The sequence below is a fragment of the Ruminococcus flavefaciens genome, from assembly GCF_900108555.1.
GTDB classification, from domain to species: Bacteria; Bacillota; Clostridia; order Oscillospirales; family Ruminococcaceae; genus Ruminococcus; species Ruminococcus flavefaciens_P.
In genome coordinates, this window is the sequence record NZ_FNWV01000016.1 from 1 (window position 1) to 17,239 (window position 17,239).

Annotated in this window: 17 protein-coding genes; 7 read left to right on the forward strand and 10 right to left on the reverse strand. The window is 42.5% G+C overall.

What is annotated here, in order from left to right; genetic code table 11:
- The 3 genes from BLW60_RS14820 to BLW60_RS14830 all read left to right on the forward strand — a co-directional run.
- Positions 1 to 2,466 (forward strand): TraM recognition domain-containing protein (locus BLW60_RS14820; RefSeq protein ID WP_139283437.1); only part of this gene is annotated, 2,466 nt, incomplete at its 5' end.
- Positions 2,467 to 2,553: 87 nt separating this feature from the next.
- Positions 2,554 to 2,781, forward strand: a complete 228-nt coding sequence (locus BLW60_RS14825) for a hypothetical protein (protein ID WP_024859414.1) — start codon at positions 2,554 to 2,556, stop codon at positions 2,779 to 2,781.
- Positions 2,782 to 2,862: 81 nt separating this feature from the next.
- On the forward strand, positions 2,863 to 3,903 hold the full coding sequence (locus BLW60_RS14830) for a tyrosine-type recombinase/integrase (RefSeq protein ID WP_074718770.1): 1,041 nt from the start codon (positions 2,863 to 2,865) through the stop codon (positions 3,901 to 3,903).
- Between the two features lie 275 nt (positions 3,904 to 4,178).
- Here the strand turns inward: BLW60_RS14830 and rsgA are convergent, their stop codons facing one another.
- Genes rsgA through BLW60_RS14845 form a run of 3 tightly spaced genes read right to left on the reverse strand, consistent with a single transcriptional unit; the run spans position 4,179 to position 6,524 of the window.
- Positions 4,179 to 5,216 (reverse strand): ribosome small subunit-dependent GTPase A, encoded by a 1,038-nt coding sequence (gene rsgA, locus BLW60_RS14835; protein ID WP_074718772.1) that lies wholly within the window; start codon positions 5,214 to 5,216, stop codon positions 4,179 to 4,181.
- A gap of 17 nt (positions 5,217 to 5,233) precedes the next feature.
- Positions 5,234 to 5,851: a helix-turn-helix domain-containing protein gene (locus BLW60_RS14840; protein WP_024859453.1), complete on the reverse strand. Its 618-nt coding sequence runs from the start codon at positions 5,849 to 5,851 to the stop codon at positions 5,234 to 5,236.
- Between the two features lie 13 nt (positions 5,852 to 5,864).
- A complete protein-coding gene (locus tag BLW60_RS14845; RefSeq protein ID WP_074718774.1) occupies positions 5,865 to 6,524 on the reverse strand; it encodes a phosphatase PAP2 family protein in 660 nt (219 codons plus the stop codon).
- 525 nt (positions 6,525 to 7,049) lie between these two features.
- On the opposite strand from BLW60_RS14845, the gene BLW60_RS14850 reads away from it, so the two are divergent.
- Both BLW60_RS14850 and BLW60_RS14855 read left to right on the forward strand, forming a co-directional pair.
- The gene (locus BLW60_RS14850) at positions 7,050 to 7,493 is read left to right on the forward strand and encodes an Hsp20/alpha crystallin family protein (RefSeq protein ID WP_002851770.1); all 444 of its coding nucleotides are present in this window, start codon (positions 7,050 to 7,052) and stop codon (positions 7,491 to 7,493) included.
- A 181-nt stretch (positions 7,494 to 7,674) separates the two neighbouring features.
- Positions 7,675 to 8,442 carry a hypothetical protein gene (locus BLW60_RS14855; protein WP_074718776.1) on the forward strand — a complete coding sequence of 256 codons (768 nt, stop codon included), beginning with the start codon at positions 7,675 to 7,677 and terminating at the stop codon, positions 8,440 to 8,442.
- A 45-nt stretch (positions 8,443 to 8,487) separates the two neighbouring features.
- Here BLW60_RS14855 and BLW60_RS16900 read toward each other — a convergent pair whose 3' ends face one another.
- The 6 genes from BLW60_RS16900 to BLW60_RS14880 form a co-directional block, all read right to left on the reverse strand.
- Complete coding sequence (locus tag BLW60_RS16900) at positions 8,488 to 8,658, reverse strand: hypothetical protein (RefSeq protein ID WP_175460951.1); 171 nt, start codon at positions 8,656 to 8,658, stop codon at positions 8,488 to 8,490.
- 391 nt (positions 8,659 to 9,049) lie between these two features.
- On the reverse strand, positions 9,050 to 9,571 hold the full coding sequence (locus BLW60_RS14860) for a flavodoxin family protein (protein WP_074718778.1): 522 nt from the start codon (positions 9,569 to 9,571) through the stop codon (positions 9,050 to 9,052).
- 8 nt (positions 9,572 to 9,579) lie between these two features.
- A complete protein-coding gene (locus BLW60_RS16905; RefSeq protein WP_242872896.1) occupies positions 9,580 to 11,022 on the reverse strand; it encodes an aldo/keto reductase in 1,443 nt (480 codons plus the stop codon).
- A gap of 106 nt (positions 11,023 to 11,128) precedes the next feature.
- Positions 11,129 to 11,692, reverse strand: coding sequence for a DapH/DapD/GlmU-related protein (locus tag BLW60_RS14870; RefSeq protein WP_074718780.1), 564 nt, complete (start codon positions 11,690 to 11,692; stop codon positions 11,129 to 11,131).
- Positions 11,693 to 11,712: 20 nt separating this feature from the next.
- Complete coding sequence (locus BLW60_RS14875; RefSeq protein ID WP_074718782.1) at positions 11,713 to 12,711, reverse strand: alpha/beta hydrolase; 999 nt, start codon at positions 12,709 to 12,711, stop codon at positions 11,713 to 11,715.
- A 1-nt stretch (position 12,712) separates the two neighbouring features.
- Positions 12,713 to 12,949 (reverse strand): hypothetical protein, encoded by a 237-nt coding sequence (locus BLW60_RS14880; RefSeq protein WP_074718784.1) that lies wholly within the window; start codon positions 12,947 to 12,949, stop codon positions 12,713 to 12,715.
- Between the two features lie 142 nt (positions 12,950 to 13,091).
- Between BLW60_RS14880 and BLW60_RS14885 the strand changes: the two genes are divergently transcribed.
- A complete protein-coding gene (locus BLW60_RS14885; RefSeq protein WP_074718786.1) occupies positions 13,092 to 13,967 on the forward strand; it encodes a LysR family transcriptional regulator in 876 nt (291 codons plus the stop codon).
- A 320-nt stretch (positions 13,968 to 14,287) separates the two neighbouring features.
- Here the strand turns inward: BLW60_RS14885 and BLW60_RS17050 are convergent, their stop codons facing one another.
- Entirely contained in the window at positions 14,288 to 14,503 is a 216-nt protein-coding gene (locus BLW60_RS17050) for a hypothetical protein (RefSeq protein WP_207645948.1), read from the reverse strand.
- 143 nt (positions 14,504 to 14,646) lie between these two features.
- Between BLW60_RS17050 and BLW60_RS14890 the strand changes: the two genes are divergently transcribed.
- Entirely contained in the window at positions 14,647 to 16,872 is a 2,226-nt protein-coding gene (locus BLW60_RS14890) for a DUF4434 domain-containing protein (RefSeq protein ID WP_074718788.1), read from the forward strand.
- Positions 16,873 to 17,239 lie beyond the last annotated feature (367 nt).

Here is a 17,239-nt window from a genome sequence, read left to right on the forward strand (position 1 = left end):
TTCTACCTTGCCGTTCAGGAAATAACGGAGAGAAAATTGCTGTTTACTCCTAAGCGTTCTGGGTGGAGCAAAGATAGTGAGGGCCACTTGCTTTTCGCTTCGGCTGAAATAGTGAATCCTCAGTATATGTCTTGCTATCCGACCGATGTTCGTGAAAGACAGTTGCTACCAACAGATAGGGCTATCGTGGATATTGCCAAGGATTACTCTATGGTACTTCCGAGAATTTGGCAGTACAAACTTCTTATTGCTCTTAGAATTGCAAGCTTACTGCTGTACTTTTTCGAGAAAGAAGGCATTAAGCCGGATCAGCTGATTATTGTTGAACCTGCATGTCCTTCAGCTGCAAAAACAGCGATTGCATTGCTAAAAACGCAAAATTATAGCTCACAGGTTGTTAAATCTTTAATGTCAACAAAAAGCGAACTGAAAAAGGCTTTTCGTGATTCAAACGACAGCATGGTTGTTCTATACGATGATGCTCGCATTGAGAATGGCAAAAGACACGACGAGCTGCTTAAGGTCGTGGTTGATGATCTGCAAGGAACGAATGGAATTGAGGATAGTACGAGGCATTTGACTTCGATTATCTGTGAGAATCCATGCGTAATCCCTGAAGATACGCCGGCGATGTATATTAATCTCTGCGAAAAAGTAAATATCGGAGATCCGGATAAGCTTCAGAGATTTTCAGGTGAGTTCGATTCTGCATTGATACAGGCTATCGTAAACGATCCTACAAATATGCTTGCATTTATAAAAAATGCTCTTAAGGCTGCTGACATTGAAACTCTGACAATCCAGAATTCTGAGAATATCAACGCAAAAAAAATGATAAGAGTAGCGATTTCAATAATGTTTTCTTACGGTTTGATATCCGAAGAGGAGACCAAGAGTATTCTGACATGGATGAAGTCGGGTAGTGATAACCGTGACGACTCGGTTACGGCTATTTTTAACGATTTTATTAATGTTTTGAATGAGCTTATAGCAACTGGCATCTTTAAGATTACGACACAGAAAGGTTTCCCGTATTATAAATTACAGAGTAAAACAATCGTTTACGACGGTTTTTGGCTGAATTTTGAGCCTGAACTCTGGGATTACATTTTGATGCGCATGCGAACCTGTAAGAAAAAATACAAGATTCTTAAAGCACTCGAAAAATGTATGGAAAAAAATCATAGACAGAAAGAGTACAAGCGGAATATAGATGTAGATATAGCTCCTAAGATTCAAATATCAATAAGTGTCTTTAGTATACCGAGTATAATTCTATATCCTTCCAATTTAGAAAAGGTCAGAGAGTTAAAGTATGCCGGTTATCAGTTAACGAAGGTTGAAGCGGCGAATATCAAACTCAGACCTTTGGTAATGAACCGAGCAGGTACTTGCCTGTATGGACAGAATATGGAACCGGATTTGAATTATCATCAGTTGATTTCAGGAGATTCTCGTAGTGGCAAGAGCACGTATGAAGGCGAGCAGGCTGTAGACGCTGCTATAAATGATGAACAAGTTCTAATTGTAGATAATGATGGATCATGGTCAGAGCGTGAGGTAAGGAAGCGTCTTCCAGAAAGTATAATTGATAAGTATTTTTCCTTCTGGAGCATCCCAAAGATGGGATTGCCAGTTAACCTTGCCGACGTTAGCGACTGTGATGATGTTACCGAGAAAAAGGATCGCATAAAAAGCGTTTTATCCTGTGCGGCAAGAAGCCTAGGTGATAAGCAGGGAAAAGTGCTATACAAACGCATAGGCGTAATGTTAAAGGATAAAAATGACGATATAAATATATGTGATATACTTGCTTATCTTGAAAAAAAAGATGAAGTTCAAAAGGCTTTACGCGATAAAATTGAAGGTGTCCTTGAAGATTTTGAAGAACTACCAACTCCAAAGACTTCATGGAGAGAATTCTTCTCTTCCAAGAAGAAGATAGTTGTAATTTCCACAGGCTTTGATAGTGTAGCTAAAGGTTCCTATGTGACAGATATGTTACTTGCGAGCTATTACGCCTACAAGCAGCATTTTCCTGAGACTCGTAATACAATAATTCTTGATGAAGCGCAAGATCTGGATATAAGCACTGATAGCGCAATTGACAAATTGCTGCGCAAGGGTGCAAAACATGGTATACGTATGTTAATAGCAACACAGCACTTTTCAGCTGTTAAGGAAAAACTTGGTAAAACATTCGGTAACTGCAGAACGCTGATTATCTTTCGTCCGGAATATGTTGATTTCGCGGACATCTCCAAGCTAACAGGTGTTGATTCAGCTACTCTTGCAAGTCTGGAGCAGGGGCAGTGTCTGGTTTACGGTCTGCTTTATGACAAAACGACAGGCAAAAACAAGCAGGCTACTGTCATCGGCTGGACTTATATCAATCAGGTTCTGAGAAAGGCAACAAGTAATGAGCCGCGTCTCAATATCAACAGATTTAAATTCAGAAAAAGCTAGTGGGCGCCCTTAAGGGCGCACCAACTTATACTTATTATATTACAACAACATTCCGCTGTCAAGCAGTAAGAAAGCGAGGTGAACACTATGAAAGCCAAAACTAAGCCGTATACATTTTATATGGTGATCTGGAGCAATATCCGTCGTTATCAATATCTGAATTCACTTTCAGATGAAGCGCTTGCTGAGACGATGAAGTTAACGACGAGGACACTTTACAATTACGACCACGACCCGTCGATGCTCACGTTGAAGCGTGTACAGCTCTTTATTGAGCATTCAGGACTGGATATTGAAGCACTTATCAGTGCTTGATAATATAAAATAATGATAGAGGGCGTAGGTACTGCGTAAGCCGTAGATACGTCCTCTTCTGCATATAAAGGAGGAAAAAACATGCCAAAACGTAAATTCCCAGAGGCTTGGCAATTAAAGTCAGGCAGCTGGCACACACAAGTATTTGTCGGATTTGATGAAAACGGTAAGAAGATTCGTGAGTCATTCACTGCCTCTACAAAGAGGGAAGCGGAGAAAATGGCTGCCGAATACATCGTCAACGGTATGCAACGTAAGGCACGATTTACGGTAGCTGATGCTATTGATGGCTATATTCTTGCTAAGCAAAATGTGCTTGCACCGTCCACACTGAGAGGATACGGTATTCTCCGCAGGAATCGCTTGCAGGGTCTTATGCAACTCGATATTCACGAAGTTAACAGCTTCAATGTCCAGCAAGCAATAAATGAAGACGCTGCAAAGGTCGGGGCAAAAACGATTAAAGAAGGTGTACATCTTGTATGTGCAGCACTGAGACTGTATGGCATTAGACTTGTGCTGAGTGTAACATATCCTGCAAGAAAGCCGAAGCTGAAGGAGCTGCCAACAGCGGAGCAGGTAATGAATATGGTTCGTGGTACTGATATTGAATTGCCTTGCCTGCTTGCAATGTGGCTGTCGCTACGTATGAGCGAGGTTAGAGGCTTACAGTTCCGCGATCTAAAGGGAAATGTACTTACTGTCTGCCGCAGTAATATCTACTTTGACGGCAGCAACAACGTCCGCGATATGAATAAGACCTTCAAGTCAACTCGAAGGCTGAACATACCCGACCACATAAAGAGCCTCATAGAAGCCGTTCCTCATGAGAAGGAAGACGAGTTTATAGTTCAGATGGAGTATCAGACGCTGCGAAGCAAGTTTTATAAGCTGCTTGAAGAGTATAACTATCATATGACTTTTCATGATCTCCGTCACTTGTCTGCGAGTGTTATGCTCATGCTTAATATTCCTGACAAGTATGCGATGGAGAGGGGAGGGTGGTCGACCAATTCTACGCTTAAATCAGTATATCAGCATACGTTCTCAGAGGAGCGTAAGCAGGTCGATAAAAAGATCGACGATTACTTTAACAGTCTGCTTGATGAGAATGAGAAGTAATAAAAAGAAAATGGCTATAAACATTCCCTAATGCTACGTTATAAATATTCGAATCTACATTTTCGCTCTTTTAAAGAAGCCTGTATTTCGAGGAAAGCACCGAAATACAGGCTTTTCTGTTACCTACAGAAAAGAGTTATAACTGCAATTTTGCAGCTCCGTGTGACTGTTTTACAGTCGAAAATCACACGAAATCACACGAAGAAAAGGCGATATAATGTTACAAATGAAGCCAGCTCCCGTAAGGGAACTGGTATTCTTATATAGCGTTCATCTTACTTTTTATGGTTAGCTTTATTGTACTTGGCTATCTTTTTGAATTTTTCCTCTTTTGCTGCCAGATATCCTTCAGCATCTTCAGAATAAGCATTTTCAATTTTCAGCTTTTCATAAGATGACAGCCGCTCCTCTGAAAGTTCACCATTTTTGATAGCAGCCTGTACTGCACATCCAGGTTCAGATTTGTGAGTACAGTTATTGAAGCGACACTTTGCTGAAAGTTCCTCGATATCTTCAAATGCAGCCGAAAGTCCTTCGCTGCTGTCCCACATTCCCATTTCACGCATACCAGGCGTATCAATGACCATAGCGCCGCCTGGAAGCATAAGCAGTTCACGGTGAGTAGTAGTGTGTCTGCCCTTGTCATCGTTACGTAGTCCATTCGTATCAAGCCTGTCATCTCCAAGAAGGTGATTGATAAGGGTTGATTTGCCAACGCCTGATGAACCTACAAAAGCAAGTGTCTTTCCTGCTTTCAGATAAGGCGTGATCTGGCTGTAACCATTAGGTTCAGCGACCGATGTCGTAATGATATCAACTCCGACTGCAACTCTTTCTATCTGAGCTATCTTCGAAGCAACTTCATCACAAAGATCAGTTTTCGTCAGCAGTACAATAGGAACAGCTCCACTGTCCCATGCGGCAGTCATATATCTTTCGATACGTCTTATGTTGAAATCGTTATTGAGTGACATACACAGAAATACTGTATCTATATTTGCAGCAACTACCTGTTCAGTGTTTGACTTTCCAGCAGCTTTACGGATAAATACGCTTGTTCTTGGAAGAACATTATGTATCACAGCCCTGTCGCCGACGGTTATATCAGCCATAACATAATCGCCTACGGCAGGGAAATCAGATACAGTTATGGCATCATATCTGAATTTGCCGGATACCTGCGCCTGCATCATTCCGTCTTTATGTATGACATGATAAAGATCTTTTTCCTGCAAAACTACACGGCATACTGTAAGGTCTGGATATTCTGCGCTATACGCCTCATATACAGGCGGTAAGTTCTCTAATTTCATTTGTCTCTCCTATCTGTTCAGTGCTCACTTTTTGGGAGTTTGAAAAGCATTATCCCCTTTATTATCAGCAGCAGGAACGCTACTGTTGCCGCATAGGGTATTCTTGCCATAGTCAGGAACAATACCGCGATAATGCTAAGTACAAGCGATGTGCCAGTAACTGTGCTTCTGCCCTTTTCTATGTTCCTGTAATTCATAAACAACTTCACTGCACCGATGATTATAAGTATTGAAAACAGTCCCCAGCATACACAGCTTATCCCGAACGATATATGCGTGTAATCAAACAGTGCAACTGCCGAGACTGTTTCTCCTACCTTTTTAGGATAAAGCGGCAGAAGAATAAGCATAATGCTCATTATATCGACTACACCTATCAGCAGGTCGATCATTTTACCAATATTTGAACGGTTCTCGTCTTTTGCCGCAGTAATGAGTTCCTCCGACGACAGAAGCTCATCTATGGTCACAGAAAAGAACTTTGATATCTCTTTCAGCGAATCAATATTCGGATATCCCTTTCCCGACTCCCACTTAGAGATAGCTGTACGGGAAACGTAGAGTTCCTTTGCAAGTTCCTCCTGAGTTAAGCCTTTTTTCTTCCTTAATTCCTGCAATTTCTCGTGAAATTCCATTTTCTTTTCTCCGTTAGTTATTTTTGTCAGTGAGGCGGACAGCACCATGATATATTAAGTACAGTCCAGAGCTCAGCAGAACAGAGCCTGCTATATCTGTCAGCCAGTGTACTCCCGCAACGGTGCGTCCCACCACCATAAACGCCGTGAATAAGACTGTAAACGTATATAGCACGTACCTGACTTTAGTATTTCGTATCCTGCGATACACCTGAAAAGCCAGTGTTGGCATAACGCTCGTAACAAGCAGCGTTGTCGAAGAGGGATAAGAAGCCTCCATGCGTCCTTCTATAAGTATCGGTCGGTAGTTTATAGGTATCATCTCAAATATGAGATAACCAAATATCACAAGGATATAGTAAATACCAAGCAGGATAATATCCTTATCAACTTTAAGAAGACTTCTCCGCTTTATGAGCTGAACCAGACCGACAACTCCGAATATCATACAGATAAAGATCGGCACAAGTCCAAGCCAGTCGGTGGCAGTATACACCCACATATGAACGCCTGTCATTTTATGGAACCACACGTTCAGACCTGCAAACCCGATGTCCGTTCCGTTCTGTCCCACTGCCTGAACATCAACTGTCTGTATCAGTACAGTCCAGACTGCAAACAGTACTAGCATTATCATGCCTGTGATCAATATGTTCTTTTCATTCTTTTTCATAATTCCGTGTTCCTTTCAGATGATTTCCTTTCGACTGATCTCATGGTAACACGGGGACTGAAAAAAGTAAAGAACCGTATCGTCACAGCAGTGACACGAATCGTAACATATGCGATATTACGCCATTTACAGCACATCTGCCGCCACGACTTTTTTATGACTTGAGCCTGATTATATTATAACCGAAAGGTGAAATTCCGTCAACCCATAGTCTTGACCAAGCCATGCAGATTCTTATCATAACGGTCATTCTGTGATCTTTTGTGCCTTATGGTAGTTTACTTCGTCAATGATTTTCTGCTGTTCCATAGCATACCTCCCTTAAAATCAATGTGACATTTCTGTCAAAAAAAATGAAACCTGTGTGAAAATTAGCACTCTCCCCTTGACAGTGCTAATTCAGAGTGCTATAATATAATCAGAACAAAGGAACAGAGAAGCACCAAAGGATCCGGGTGCTGAACCCTCCGTCCCCTTGCTCGAAGCAATGGAAACAATGTGACGAGTAAAAAGGAGGACTGACCTATGTTGTATCCTAGCATTTTCGGTGAAAACTTATTCGATGATTTCTTCAGATTCCCTGACTTCGGCAGAGACGTGGAGAAGAAGCTGTACGGCAAGCACGCTGCGCAGGTTATGAAGACGGATGTCCATGAGCATGACGACCACTATGAGATCGTTATCGATTTGCCGGGCTTCAAGAAAGACCAGATCAATCTTGAGCTTCAGAACGGTTATCTGACTGTCAGCGCCGCAAAGGGACTTGACAAGGATGAAAAGTCCAAGAAGGGCAAGCTGATCCGTCAGGAGCGTTATGCAGGCGCAATGCAGAGGAGCTTCTACATCGGTGATACTGTTACCGAAGCCGATGTGAAGGCAAAGTTTGAGGACGGTGTTCTGAACATCTGCGTTCCGAAGGCAGAGCCTAAGAAGCTGGAGAATCACAAGTATATTGCAATTGAGGGATAATACCTCGCTAAGATATGATCCCGAAATAATGCTCCCCGGAGCTGTTCGTTTTGAGCAGTTCCGGGGAGTTTTTGTGCCTGATGGCTATGTGGGCATAACACATTGACTTTTTCAGGAATGGGATGTATAATATAAGCAGGAGACAATCAAAGTAATATATGAATGGAAAGGGATAAGTTAGATGTTGAAAAACTTGTTTAAGGATCGTGAGAACACCGAAAATATCATTGTAAAAGCTCCAAATAAGGCGCTTTTAGAGTCCATATATCAGTACAACGACAAGATCGACAGTTTCGAGAAAAACATCAAAAGAGAAGCGCTTCTCTTTGTCATCATCATGGCAGTGATATGGATCGGCGGGGATATTGCCGGAATGAACTCAAATCTTGTGCTGATGTTTGGACTGCTGACTATTTTCGGGTATCCGCTGATATTGGTGTTTGGTGCTATATGGGTGAGCAGACCATCACTGAAAAGGAAATCTGAGGAAATGGCGATGCTGGCAGGCAGTGATATGGATGTGCCTGATGATGCAGTTGAAATTGAAATGCTATTTCCACAGAAAGTTTCGGATGACTTTTCGCAAAAGAAGAATCTGCTTTTTGATAACAGCCTGCACCTTGTCTACGCAGACGCTGAATCATTCTATTTTGTGGATGTGACCGGAACTGCAAAAATTCCTTATTCGTTGATTGAACCGTGGGTAGATTCCGAGAACAATGCTAGGATCCGGCATTGGATCCAGAACAGCAAGCCGTCTGCTTATGCGAAAGAGGGTGTAAAAAAGAAAGGAAGACTGATCTCGCTAATACCTTTTGTGGGGAGTTTTATCCCGGATCATTATTTGATTCCATATAAATATACGGTTCTTCACACAAGCAGCGATGATTACCTGGTTTGTATCCCAAGATATGAAATGGAGAAAATTCAAAGTCTATCATCTTTATAAATAGCATTACAATATGTACAGGGGCAGGAAAACCTGCCCTGTTTTTTATAACTTTTTCAACGTTCCCTTATAGCTGTCTTTGCCGATATGTACAGTCACGGTAACATTGGATTCCTGCACATCGGGGGCAAGTGTGGGAGTCGGTTCAGTCTTACTGAATCCATTCAGCCCCTTACCCTTGATAATGGTCGGGAAATCCTTGTAGCAGATATCCATATTGCCGTTAAAGCGTATTTTCTGTCTGCATATTCACACACTGAAAAAGGGGCAATCGCAGAATTACACACCAACCAACCGAGTGCGTAAAAATGCGGAAATATCGTGTATCTCATGGGACTTTTCCAGTTTGCCTGATATGTTCCCATTTACACGAAAACCGGGCTGTTTTGAGTGCTTTTTGAATGACGTATATTCCGTAAAACCGCGTAAAATCGGCGTTTTATCAGTCGTTCCTTGTCAGCAGAACCACGCACTCAACGTGTGACGTATTTGGGATCATGTCGTTATTCTTATAATATCAGAAGTCTAAACACTTGTCAATATATAATGTGACTATATTATTTCAATAGCCCATGGGCTAATGAAATAGTGCTGCTCGCACGGCTTCTCATAACGATTCCCCAAATTTTCTAATCTTTGCAAGCAGCTCATCAGAAACATTGCCTGCTGATGTAAACACTCCCATATTCCTTAATCCCAGATAACCGAGAAAATCACCATTGTATGAAAACATTGCTCCGTCATACTGGTTTCTGTCACCGGAGGATAAAAACATTGCAATTTGAGTCAAGCTTTTCGGCGCAGCAGGATAAAGTGCAGAATAAAACCTGTCGATCACGCATTTGAGTTGACCGCTAATACCGTGATAGTAGATCGGGGAAGCAAGAATAAGCATATTAGTGTCATTCAGCAGCAAATATATATCCTGCATATCGTCTTTCTGTATACACTTGCCGTTCCCTTTGCTGTGGCAGTATTCACAGGCAAGACAGCCTTTTACATTCAGCTTACAGACATTTACTGTTTTCACGGTATGCCTTGATGATTCAGCCCCTTCACAAAATGCTGTGACCATTTTTGCAGTATTTCCATTTTGACGGGGGCTTCCATTTAATACAAGTATTTTCATAGCACACCTCACCAATTTTCATACCGCTGTCCTGTGTGCAGTTCTGCCATTCTTTGCATTTCTGCATCGGTCAGCTCAAAATCAAAGATGCTGTAATTCTCAAGTATATGATCCGGATTCTGTGAACCCGGTATCGTGACATAGCCTGCCTGCAAATGCCATCGGAGTATTATTTGTGCCGATGTCTTGCCGTGTGCCTTTGCTATATCCGTGATCGTTTCATTACCGAACAAGTCCTGCGTATGCCCTCTGCCTCCGAACGGATACCATGATTCTACCACCGTACCGTATTTGGCGATATCCTTTTGGAACTCGGTGTTCTGATAAAACGGATGATTTTCATTCTGAACTACCGCAGGCTTGATCTCACCGCCGGATGTGACACGCTCATATTCGTCGATGGTATAATAGTTAGAAATACCGATTGACCGCAGCTTTCCGTCCCTTACACCCTGACACAGAGCTTTGTAGACTTCAGTATCATTACTTCCCGATTGGTGTATCAGCATCAGGTCAATGTAATCAAGTCCGAGCCGTTCAAGCGAATCGTCAATAGAACTGTACGCTCTGTCATAGTTGGAAGGCATGACCTTTGTGGTGACAAAGACCTTCTCACGGGTTACGATACCATCATTGATCGCCCTCTGAATGCCATTGCCAACACCTGTTTCATTACCGTAATACTGCGCTGTGTCGATCAGCCGATAACCGTCTTTCAGCGCTTCGTAGACAGAGTTTTCCGCAGTATCATCGTCCTGTGTCCATGTACCAAGTCCAAGAATGGGCATTTCATAGCCGCTGTTGAGCAGTACAGTCTTGTTTTCAAAATCAAATTCTGTTGTCATATTACGCTGCTCCAATATCTTTCGTTTCAGCAGGCATAGGTCAAAAACGCTCCATACCCCGTCATTGTCGAGATCGTAAGGCTTTCCCCGCAAATCTTCTTCTGTCGGTTTCGTAAGAAGAAAATCATTGAGATTCCGTACATCCTGCACGGTGTATTCGGTATCTTGGCTGCCGTTCATTTCAAACGTTACGGTCACATCGTCTTTACCGAGTGCATAAGCAAGCCCCGAAGTATCTGATATATGACCGATCTTTGTATAGCTGTATGAAGTATCAAAGCTCTCATAGAATACCACAAGGCAGTTATCACCATACAGCATTATATCCCCCTCGCTGATATGACCGACTTTTTCAGGCGAGGAAGGCAGAGAGGTATCAAGGTAATAATACTTTTCATTGCCGTTCAATTCGGACATATCAAGAGTCAGGGGCAGCATTTCCGTCAAAGCTGTGACTGTATCGCTGCTTTCCAATGAGACACGAAATTGCGTATCTCCTACAGCTATCTGCATACCATCAGCATCATTTTCTTCATGTTGTTCGGCGGTTGTGACCTCTTGTTTGTCAGAGGCCACAGATGAAACGCTGCTGTCGCTTTGCATCATAACAGACGAGTTTTCACTTTGCACCGTCACAGCCGAACTATCCTCTGAGTAACTGCCGCACCCGGTCAACATCAGAAAAGAAGAAATAACTGCTAAAAATCTCGCTTTAATCATAAATGCTCCTCACCACCTTTGCAGGAGTGCCGACCGCTATCATATTTTCGGGAATATTCTTTGTAACGACTGAGCCTGCACCGATGACTGCATTATCACCGATCGTCACACCCGAAAGGATAGTTGAGTTAGAGCCTATCCACACATTCCTGCCGATGTGAATGGGCTTGGGTATCAGATCATGACGTTCTTCGGGGAGAAGTCCGTGATTCAGCGTTGCAAGCACCGTATTGTGACCGATCAGCGCACCGTCACCTATGTAAATACCGCCCTGATCCTGAAATTTACAGCCTGCATTGATGAACACGCCTTTTCCGAGATGAATGTTCTTTCCGCAGTCTGTATAGAACGGAGGAAACAGCCTGACCTCAACAGGTTCACCGATAAGCTCCGACATCAGCGCATTGATCTCATCGGGGGTATGATAGCGGCTGTTGATCTCCATAGTAATGCGGATAGCCTCCTGACTCAGCTCATGCATGATCTGATGCACATTGCTCTCCGCCGTGACCTGTTTTCCGCTGTTCATATATTCAAGAAATCCTGCTGTTGTCATTGCTTTTCCTCCAATCGGGATCATTTAAGATATTCGTTATAGAATGCTTCCAGCTTGTCAAACGGGATAGAGTTATTCTCGCCGCCGTCATAGAGGTCGGTATGGGAAGCACCTTCGATCACAAGAAGCTGTTTATTGTCGGTGTACTTGTTTCCGTTTATCATATTCTCATACGCATCTTTTCCGAAGTAGAAAGAATGTGCCTTGTCACCGTGAAGCACCATGACAGCAGAGCGTATCTCGTTGCTGTAGTGCAGGATAGGCATATTGATGAACGACATACAGCCGATCTTGTTCCAGCCGCCGTTGGAATTGAGCGAACGAGGGTGATAACCTCTTTCAGTCTTGTAGTATGCGTGGTAGTCCTTGACAAAGTAGGGAGCGTCTTCCGGCAGAGGATCAATAACACCGCCACCGAGCTCATACTCGCCGGACTGATAATCCCTGATACGCTGGGCATTCAGAGCAACCTTTTTCTCATAACGCTTTTCTTCACTGTCCTCGCTGTCGAAATAGCCATTTGCATTCACTCTTGTCATATCGTACATGGTAGATGCAACAGTCGCCTTGATACGGGTATCCAGTGCTGCTGTATTCAATGCCATACCGCCCCAGCCGCAGATGCCAAGGATACCAATGCGTTCAGGATCAACATTTTCCTGTACTGAGAGGAAGTCCACCGCTGCCATAAAGTCTTCCGTGTTGATGTCGGGAGAAGCCATGTATCTCGGCTGTCCTCCGCTTTCACCCGTAAAGGACGGATCGAATGCAATGGTCAGAAATCCACGCTCTGCAAGTGTCTGTGCGTAAAGACCGCTGCACTGTTCCTTGACTGCACCGAACGGTCCGCACACGGCGATCGCAGGGAGTTTTCCGCCTGCGTTTTTCGGAGTGTACATATCGGCAGCGAGTGTGATGCCGTAGCGGTTGTGGAAAGTGACCTTGTTGTGGTCAACCTTGTCGGACTTTGGGAAGGTCTTGTCCCATTCCTGTGTTAAAGTAAGCATTTCATCTTTCATTTCAGATACCTCCGTTTTTTCTTAATGTGTAGGCGAAATAGTCGAGGCAGTCGATGCGGTCGTTATACTTGTGAACGCTGTCAAGGAGCGTTTGACGATAGCTTTTCAGAAAACAGTCAAGTGCCTGATATTGTCCGCTTTCGACCATTTGCAGGCATTTCGTTACGCTTTCATCGTCCAAGCCCATATCCCTGAGATTTTCGGTCATGACCGCCATTTTGTCGGTTGCATTTGCCATATTCTCACCTCTGTGTTATTTGGTATCTTTAGTATAACACAGATCTTATGATATGTAAAATACCTATTTTGAATAGCTTGCTATTCTTGACAGGAATAGCAAAACAGGTTATAATGATAATAGAAACTATCGGAGGTTTATTATGGAAATACGGATATTACGATATTTTCTTGCCATCGCAAGAGAAGAAAACATGACAAGGGCAGCCGAGCGGCTTCATATCTCGCAGCCCTCGCTGTCTAAAGAGATAAAGAAACTTGAGGAAGAATTGGGGCATGAACTGTTTATCCGCACGAATAAAAGTATGCTCTTAAATGATGAGGGAATGCTCCTGCGAAAGCGTGCCGAGGACATTCTCGCAATGGTAGACAAGACCGCCGAGGAGTTCAGCCAGCTTGACAACATCATCGGCGGAGAGATACGCATAGGCTGCGCCGAGAGCCATCTCATCAAGTATCTGGCGCGGAGTATCAAGACATTCAAGGAGCAGTACCCGGGCTTCACCTTCCACATTTTCAGCGGAGACACAGAACCTGTTGCGGAACGTCTTGACAGAGGTATCCTTGATCTTGCAGTTATCGTTGAACCGCCGAACCTCTCAAAATACAACTATCTTTCTATCCCCGAAAGTGACAAATGGGGGCTTGTAATGCGCCGTGACAGTCCGCTTGCCGAAAAAGAGTATGTAACATTTGATGATCTTTATGGTCTGCCGCTGTTCTGCTCGGAGCAGTCTATCCGTGTGGATTTTCCGCGCTGGTGCGGGGATAATATGGATAAGCTCAACTTTGCGGGAACAGTCAATCTTGCATATAACGGCTCAGTGTTTGTGAAGGAGGGGCTGGGGTGTATGCTGACCTTTGAGTACCTTGTAGACACAAGTGAGGGAAGCAGTCTTTGTTTTCGACCAATAAAGCCGACACTTGAAACGAATATGTATATCATCTGGAAAAAGTATCAGGTGTTCTCGCCGATAGCAGAACTGTTTCTGAAAAGATTAAAGCAGGATTACACTTAATTGAATAGGCACAGAAAATAAGGGCTATGCCTTCCGTACACAGGTTACGGAGGACATAGCCCTTTCCATATGCTAAAAAAACAGACAGCGCTGGCAGAAAACTTAGAGAGGCTTCTGTCCGTAAACTTAACGAAAAAAGAGTTGGTCTTCTGACTCATAAGGATAGCTTAAAAAAAGAATTGAATACTGTGATTGATTATACGCCTAAAATAACAGCTTGCCAGAATGAGCATGAAATGCTCAGAAGTAGTATTAAAGACTCTTTCATTAACAAATGATCTTGGAATAGAATAGTAGCCTCCCGAAGGAGGCTACATCTATCAATTGTCGCTATAAAGCTTGTAGAAGTAAGAGCGAGATACACCTAATTCCCTAACCGCTTCTACGGGCTTTTTGTTTCCGCAGCGGACTTTCGCAATCGCCTCAAGCCAGTTCTCAGGAAGAGGATTTGATGGACATCCGAAGCGGACGTATTTTTTATATAATATTTTTATATAATTACTTCGTTCATTTTTGACGTTGCTATACTCTTCCATGAATTCAGAAGTACTGATTCAACTTTTATGAGATGACTAAACATTAGATTACTTATTGTATCTTGTTTTTATGAAATGGATGTGATATAATTTATGCATAAAGTTGGCAGAACATCGATACCTGAAAAAGGAGGAGTTTCGTTATGAAAAAGAGTATAAGTTTGATATTATCTGTGTGTGTATGTGCAGCTGCTAATATACCACAATTCACATCAGCCTTTGAACCTGTTCCTCATTTTACTTCGACATTTGTACAGCCCTATTACAGCGATTTCCTTGATACAGAGCGCTGGGAACAGACTTTCAATAAAGCTAAGAAGTTAGGCTTTGATACGATGATAATCCCATCTGTTCTATATATACATCAACAGTTTGTCAACACATTCTGGGGTAATCCACCTGATCTTGTTTGTCACAGCTGGTTCCCTCTGGAAACTCCTGTTGCCTATGATGTTCGATGTAGCGGAGATAGTATCAAACCTGCTCTTGAGGCTGCAAAGAATACTGATATGAAGCTATGGTTTGGAACTGTAAGCGATAATACATGGATTTCACCTACAGACGAAAATGTCAACAGTTACGAGAGCTGGAGCAATAAAAACTCTGAGCTTAGCAGTTCTATCATATCAGAGATCTGGTCTCGCTACGGAGAGGAATACGGAGATCAGATAGCAGGCTGGTACTATTCAAACAATTTTAATAACTTTGAAAACGCCTGTAACGGTAATGATGACGGAGAGATTGCTCGGATTATCAGCAATAATATAAATGCAAATATATCTGCGATAGAGGAAAACTGTCCTGATAAACCCATAATGCTGAATCCATTTTACTATTACGATAATTCTACTTCAGAGCAGTTTGGCACATTTCTAACTGAGCTTTTAGCTGCTTCGGAGATTCGCCCTATAGATATTTACACTGCTAAGGATATGAGCGGACTTGCAGCAGATGTTACTGTGAAAAGCAAATGGATAGAAGCACAGAAAATAGCAGTAGGGGATAAAATGCATTTCTGGGTTGAAAATTCTATTGGTATTTTTGGCAGCTTAACAGATATGGAAATTCTGCATAAGAATTACAACGCGACCTATAAGCTTGGAGAAGCAAGTATCATCGATTATATTGACTTTTTCGCAAGTGAAGGTATTGAAAAGGACGATTATTTTACAGACTTTATGTCTGGTATCATAAGAGGTGATGTTAATGACGACGGGGAGTTCAACGTTGCTGATCTTCTGCTGTTTCAGAAGTGGCTTATGGGAGCTCATGATGCAGAGCTGACAAACTGGAAAGCGGCTGATTTTTACAAAGACGAACGCCTTGATTCCTTTGATCTTTGTTTAATGAGAAAAAGACTTGTTGAAAAAAATAAAATTGAAATCATAAACGATGATCCAAAAGAAGAACAGGGCATAGTAGTACATAATACCGAGGAGCTTTATACTGCCGTGGAAAATGCAAAAGCAGGCGATCTGATCAAAGTCACATCGGGGGAATACGATTTGTCGGGAAAGACCTTGAAAGCCACAGCTGATGGTACAGAAGAAAATCATATAACCATAAAAGCATTTGACAGTGATGAACCTCCTGTATTCAAATGCAAGGCTGCAGAAAACGGATATGTTATGCATATTACAGGCGACTACTGGAACGTTGAAGGTATTGTTTTCACTAATGCGCAGAAGGGAATAGTTATGGATAATTCAAACCATTCTATGATATCTGACTGTGAAATACACACCGTTGGTGCAGAGGCAATAGCTATTCGTGACGGAAGCTCTTACTGTATGATCAATAAATGCTATATCCACGATACCGGCCTTGTGTCCCCCGGATACGGTGAAGGTGTTTATATAGGCAGCTCTAAGGATAAAACGGAGTTTGACTTCAAATGCGACCATAATAAAGTGATGGACTGCACCTTTATAAATGTTGCCGCAGAGCATATCGACATCAAGGAGTATACTACCGATACTGAGATAAGCGGATGTACCTTCTATGGCGACGGAATTACAGGGGAGAACTATGCCGGAAGCTTCATAGACATCAAGGGCAACGATTGTTATGTCCATGACAATACTGGTTACAGAAACGGCAACCCAAAAATAGTAGCTGCATTTGAGATACACGAGCAGGTGCAGGGCTGGGGCTATCACCAGTTTTTTGAGAAAAATACCCTCTATATGGATCAGCCATATAGAGCTGAGAATTCAAATCGCAGAATGTATGTAGTAGACGGCTGGTTCAGTGATTTCACTGTAAAGTCTAATCAAGTGGATTACGGTGAAGGTCTTGTTCCAGCCGACAAGAAGTATCATTACAACTGCGACAATGTCTCTATTATTCAGGAACCGCTTACTTTTTAAATTTAAGACGATTGCTAATATCAATGAAATAACGGTCAAAGCAGTTCGTATGAAGAAAAAACAGGCGTTTTTTACAAGAATTTACACGAAAAAAGGCGATATAATGTTATGAAAAATGCCAGCTCCATTATGGATCTGGCATGAGTATGGTTGCAGTAGACTAAGGTCTATTGACACAGTGTAAAACTGTGTCATATAAGTGCTTTTTTCGCTTTTGCAATATTTCAAATTATATGGACAGTTTAATGAAAAAAGAAGGAGCCGTTAACGGCTCCATTCTTATTTATATATGCTTGTCTTCATACTCCTTGATGCGGCGGTAAAAGGTGTTGGCACGCAGGCCCATTTCTTTCTGAAACCATACAAA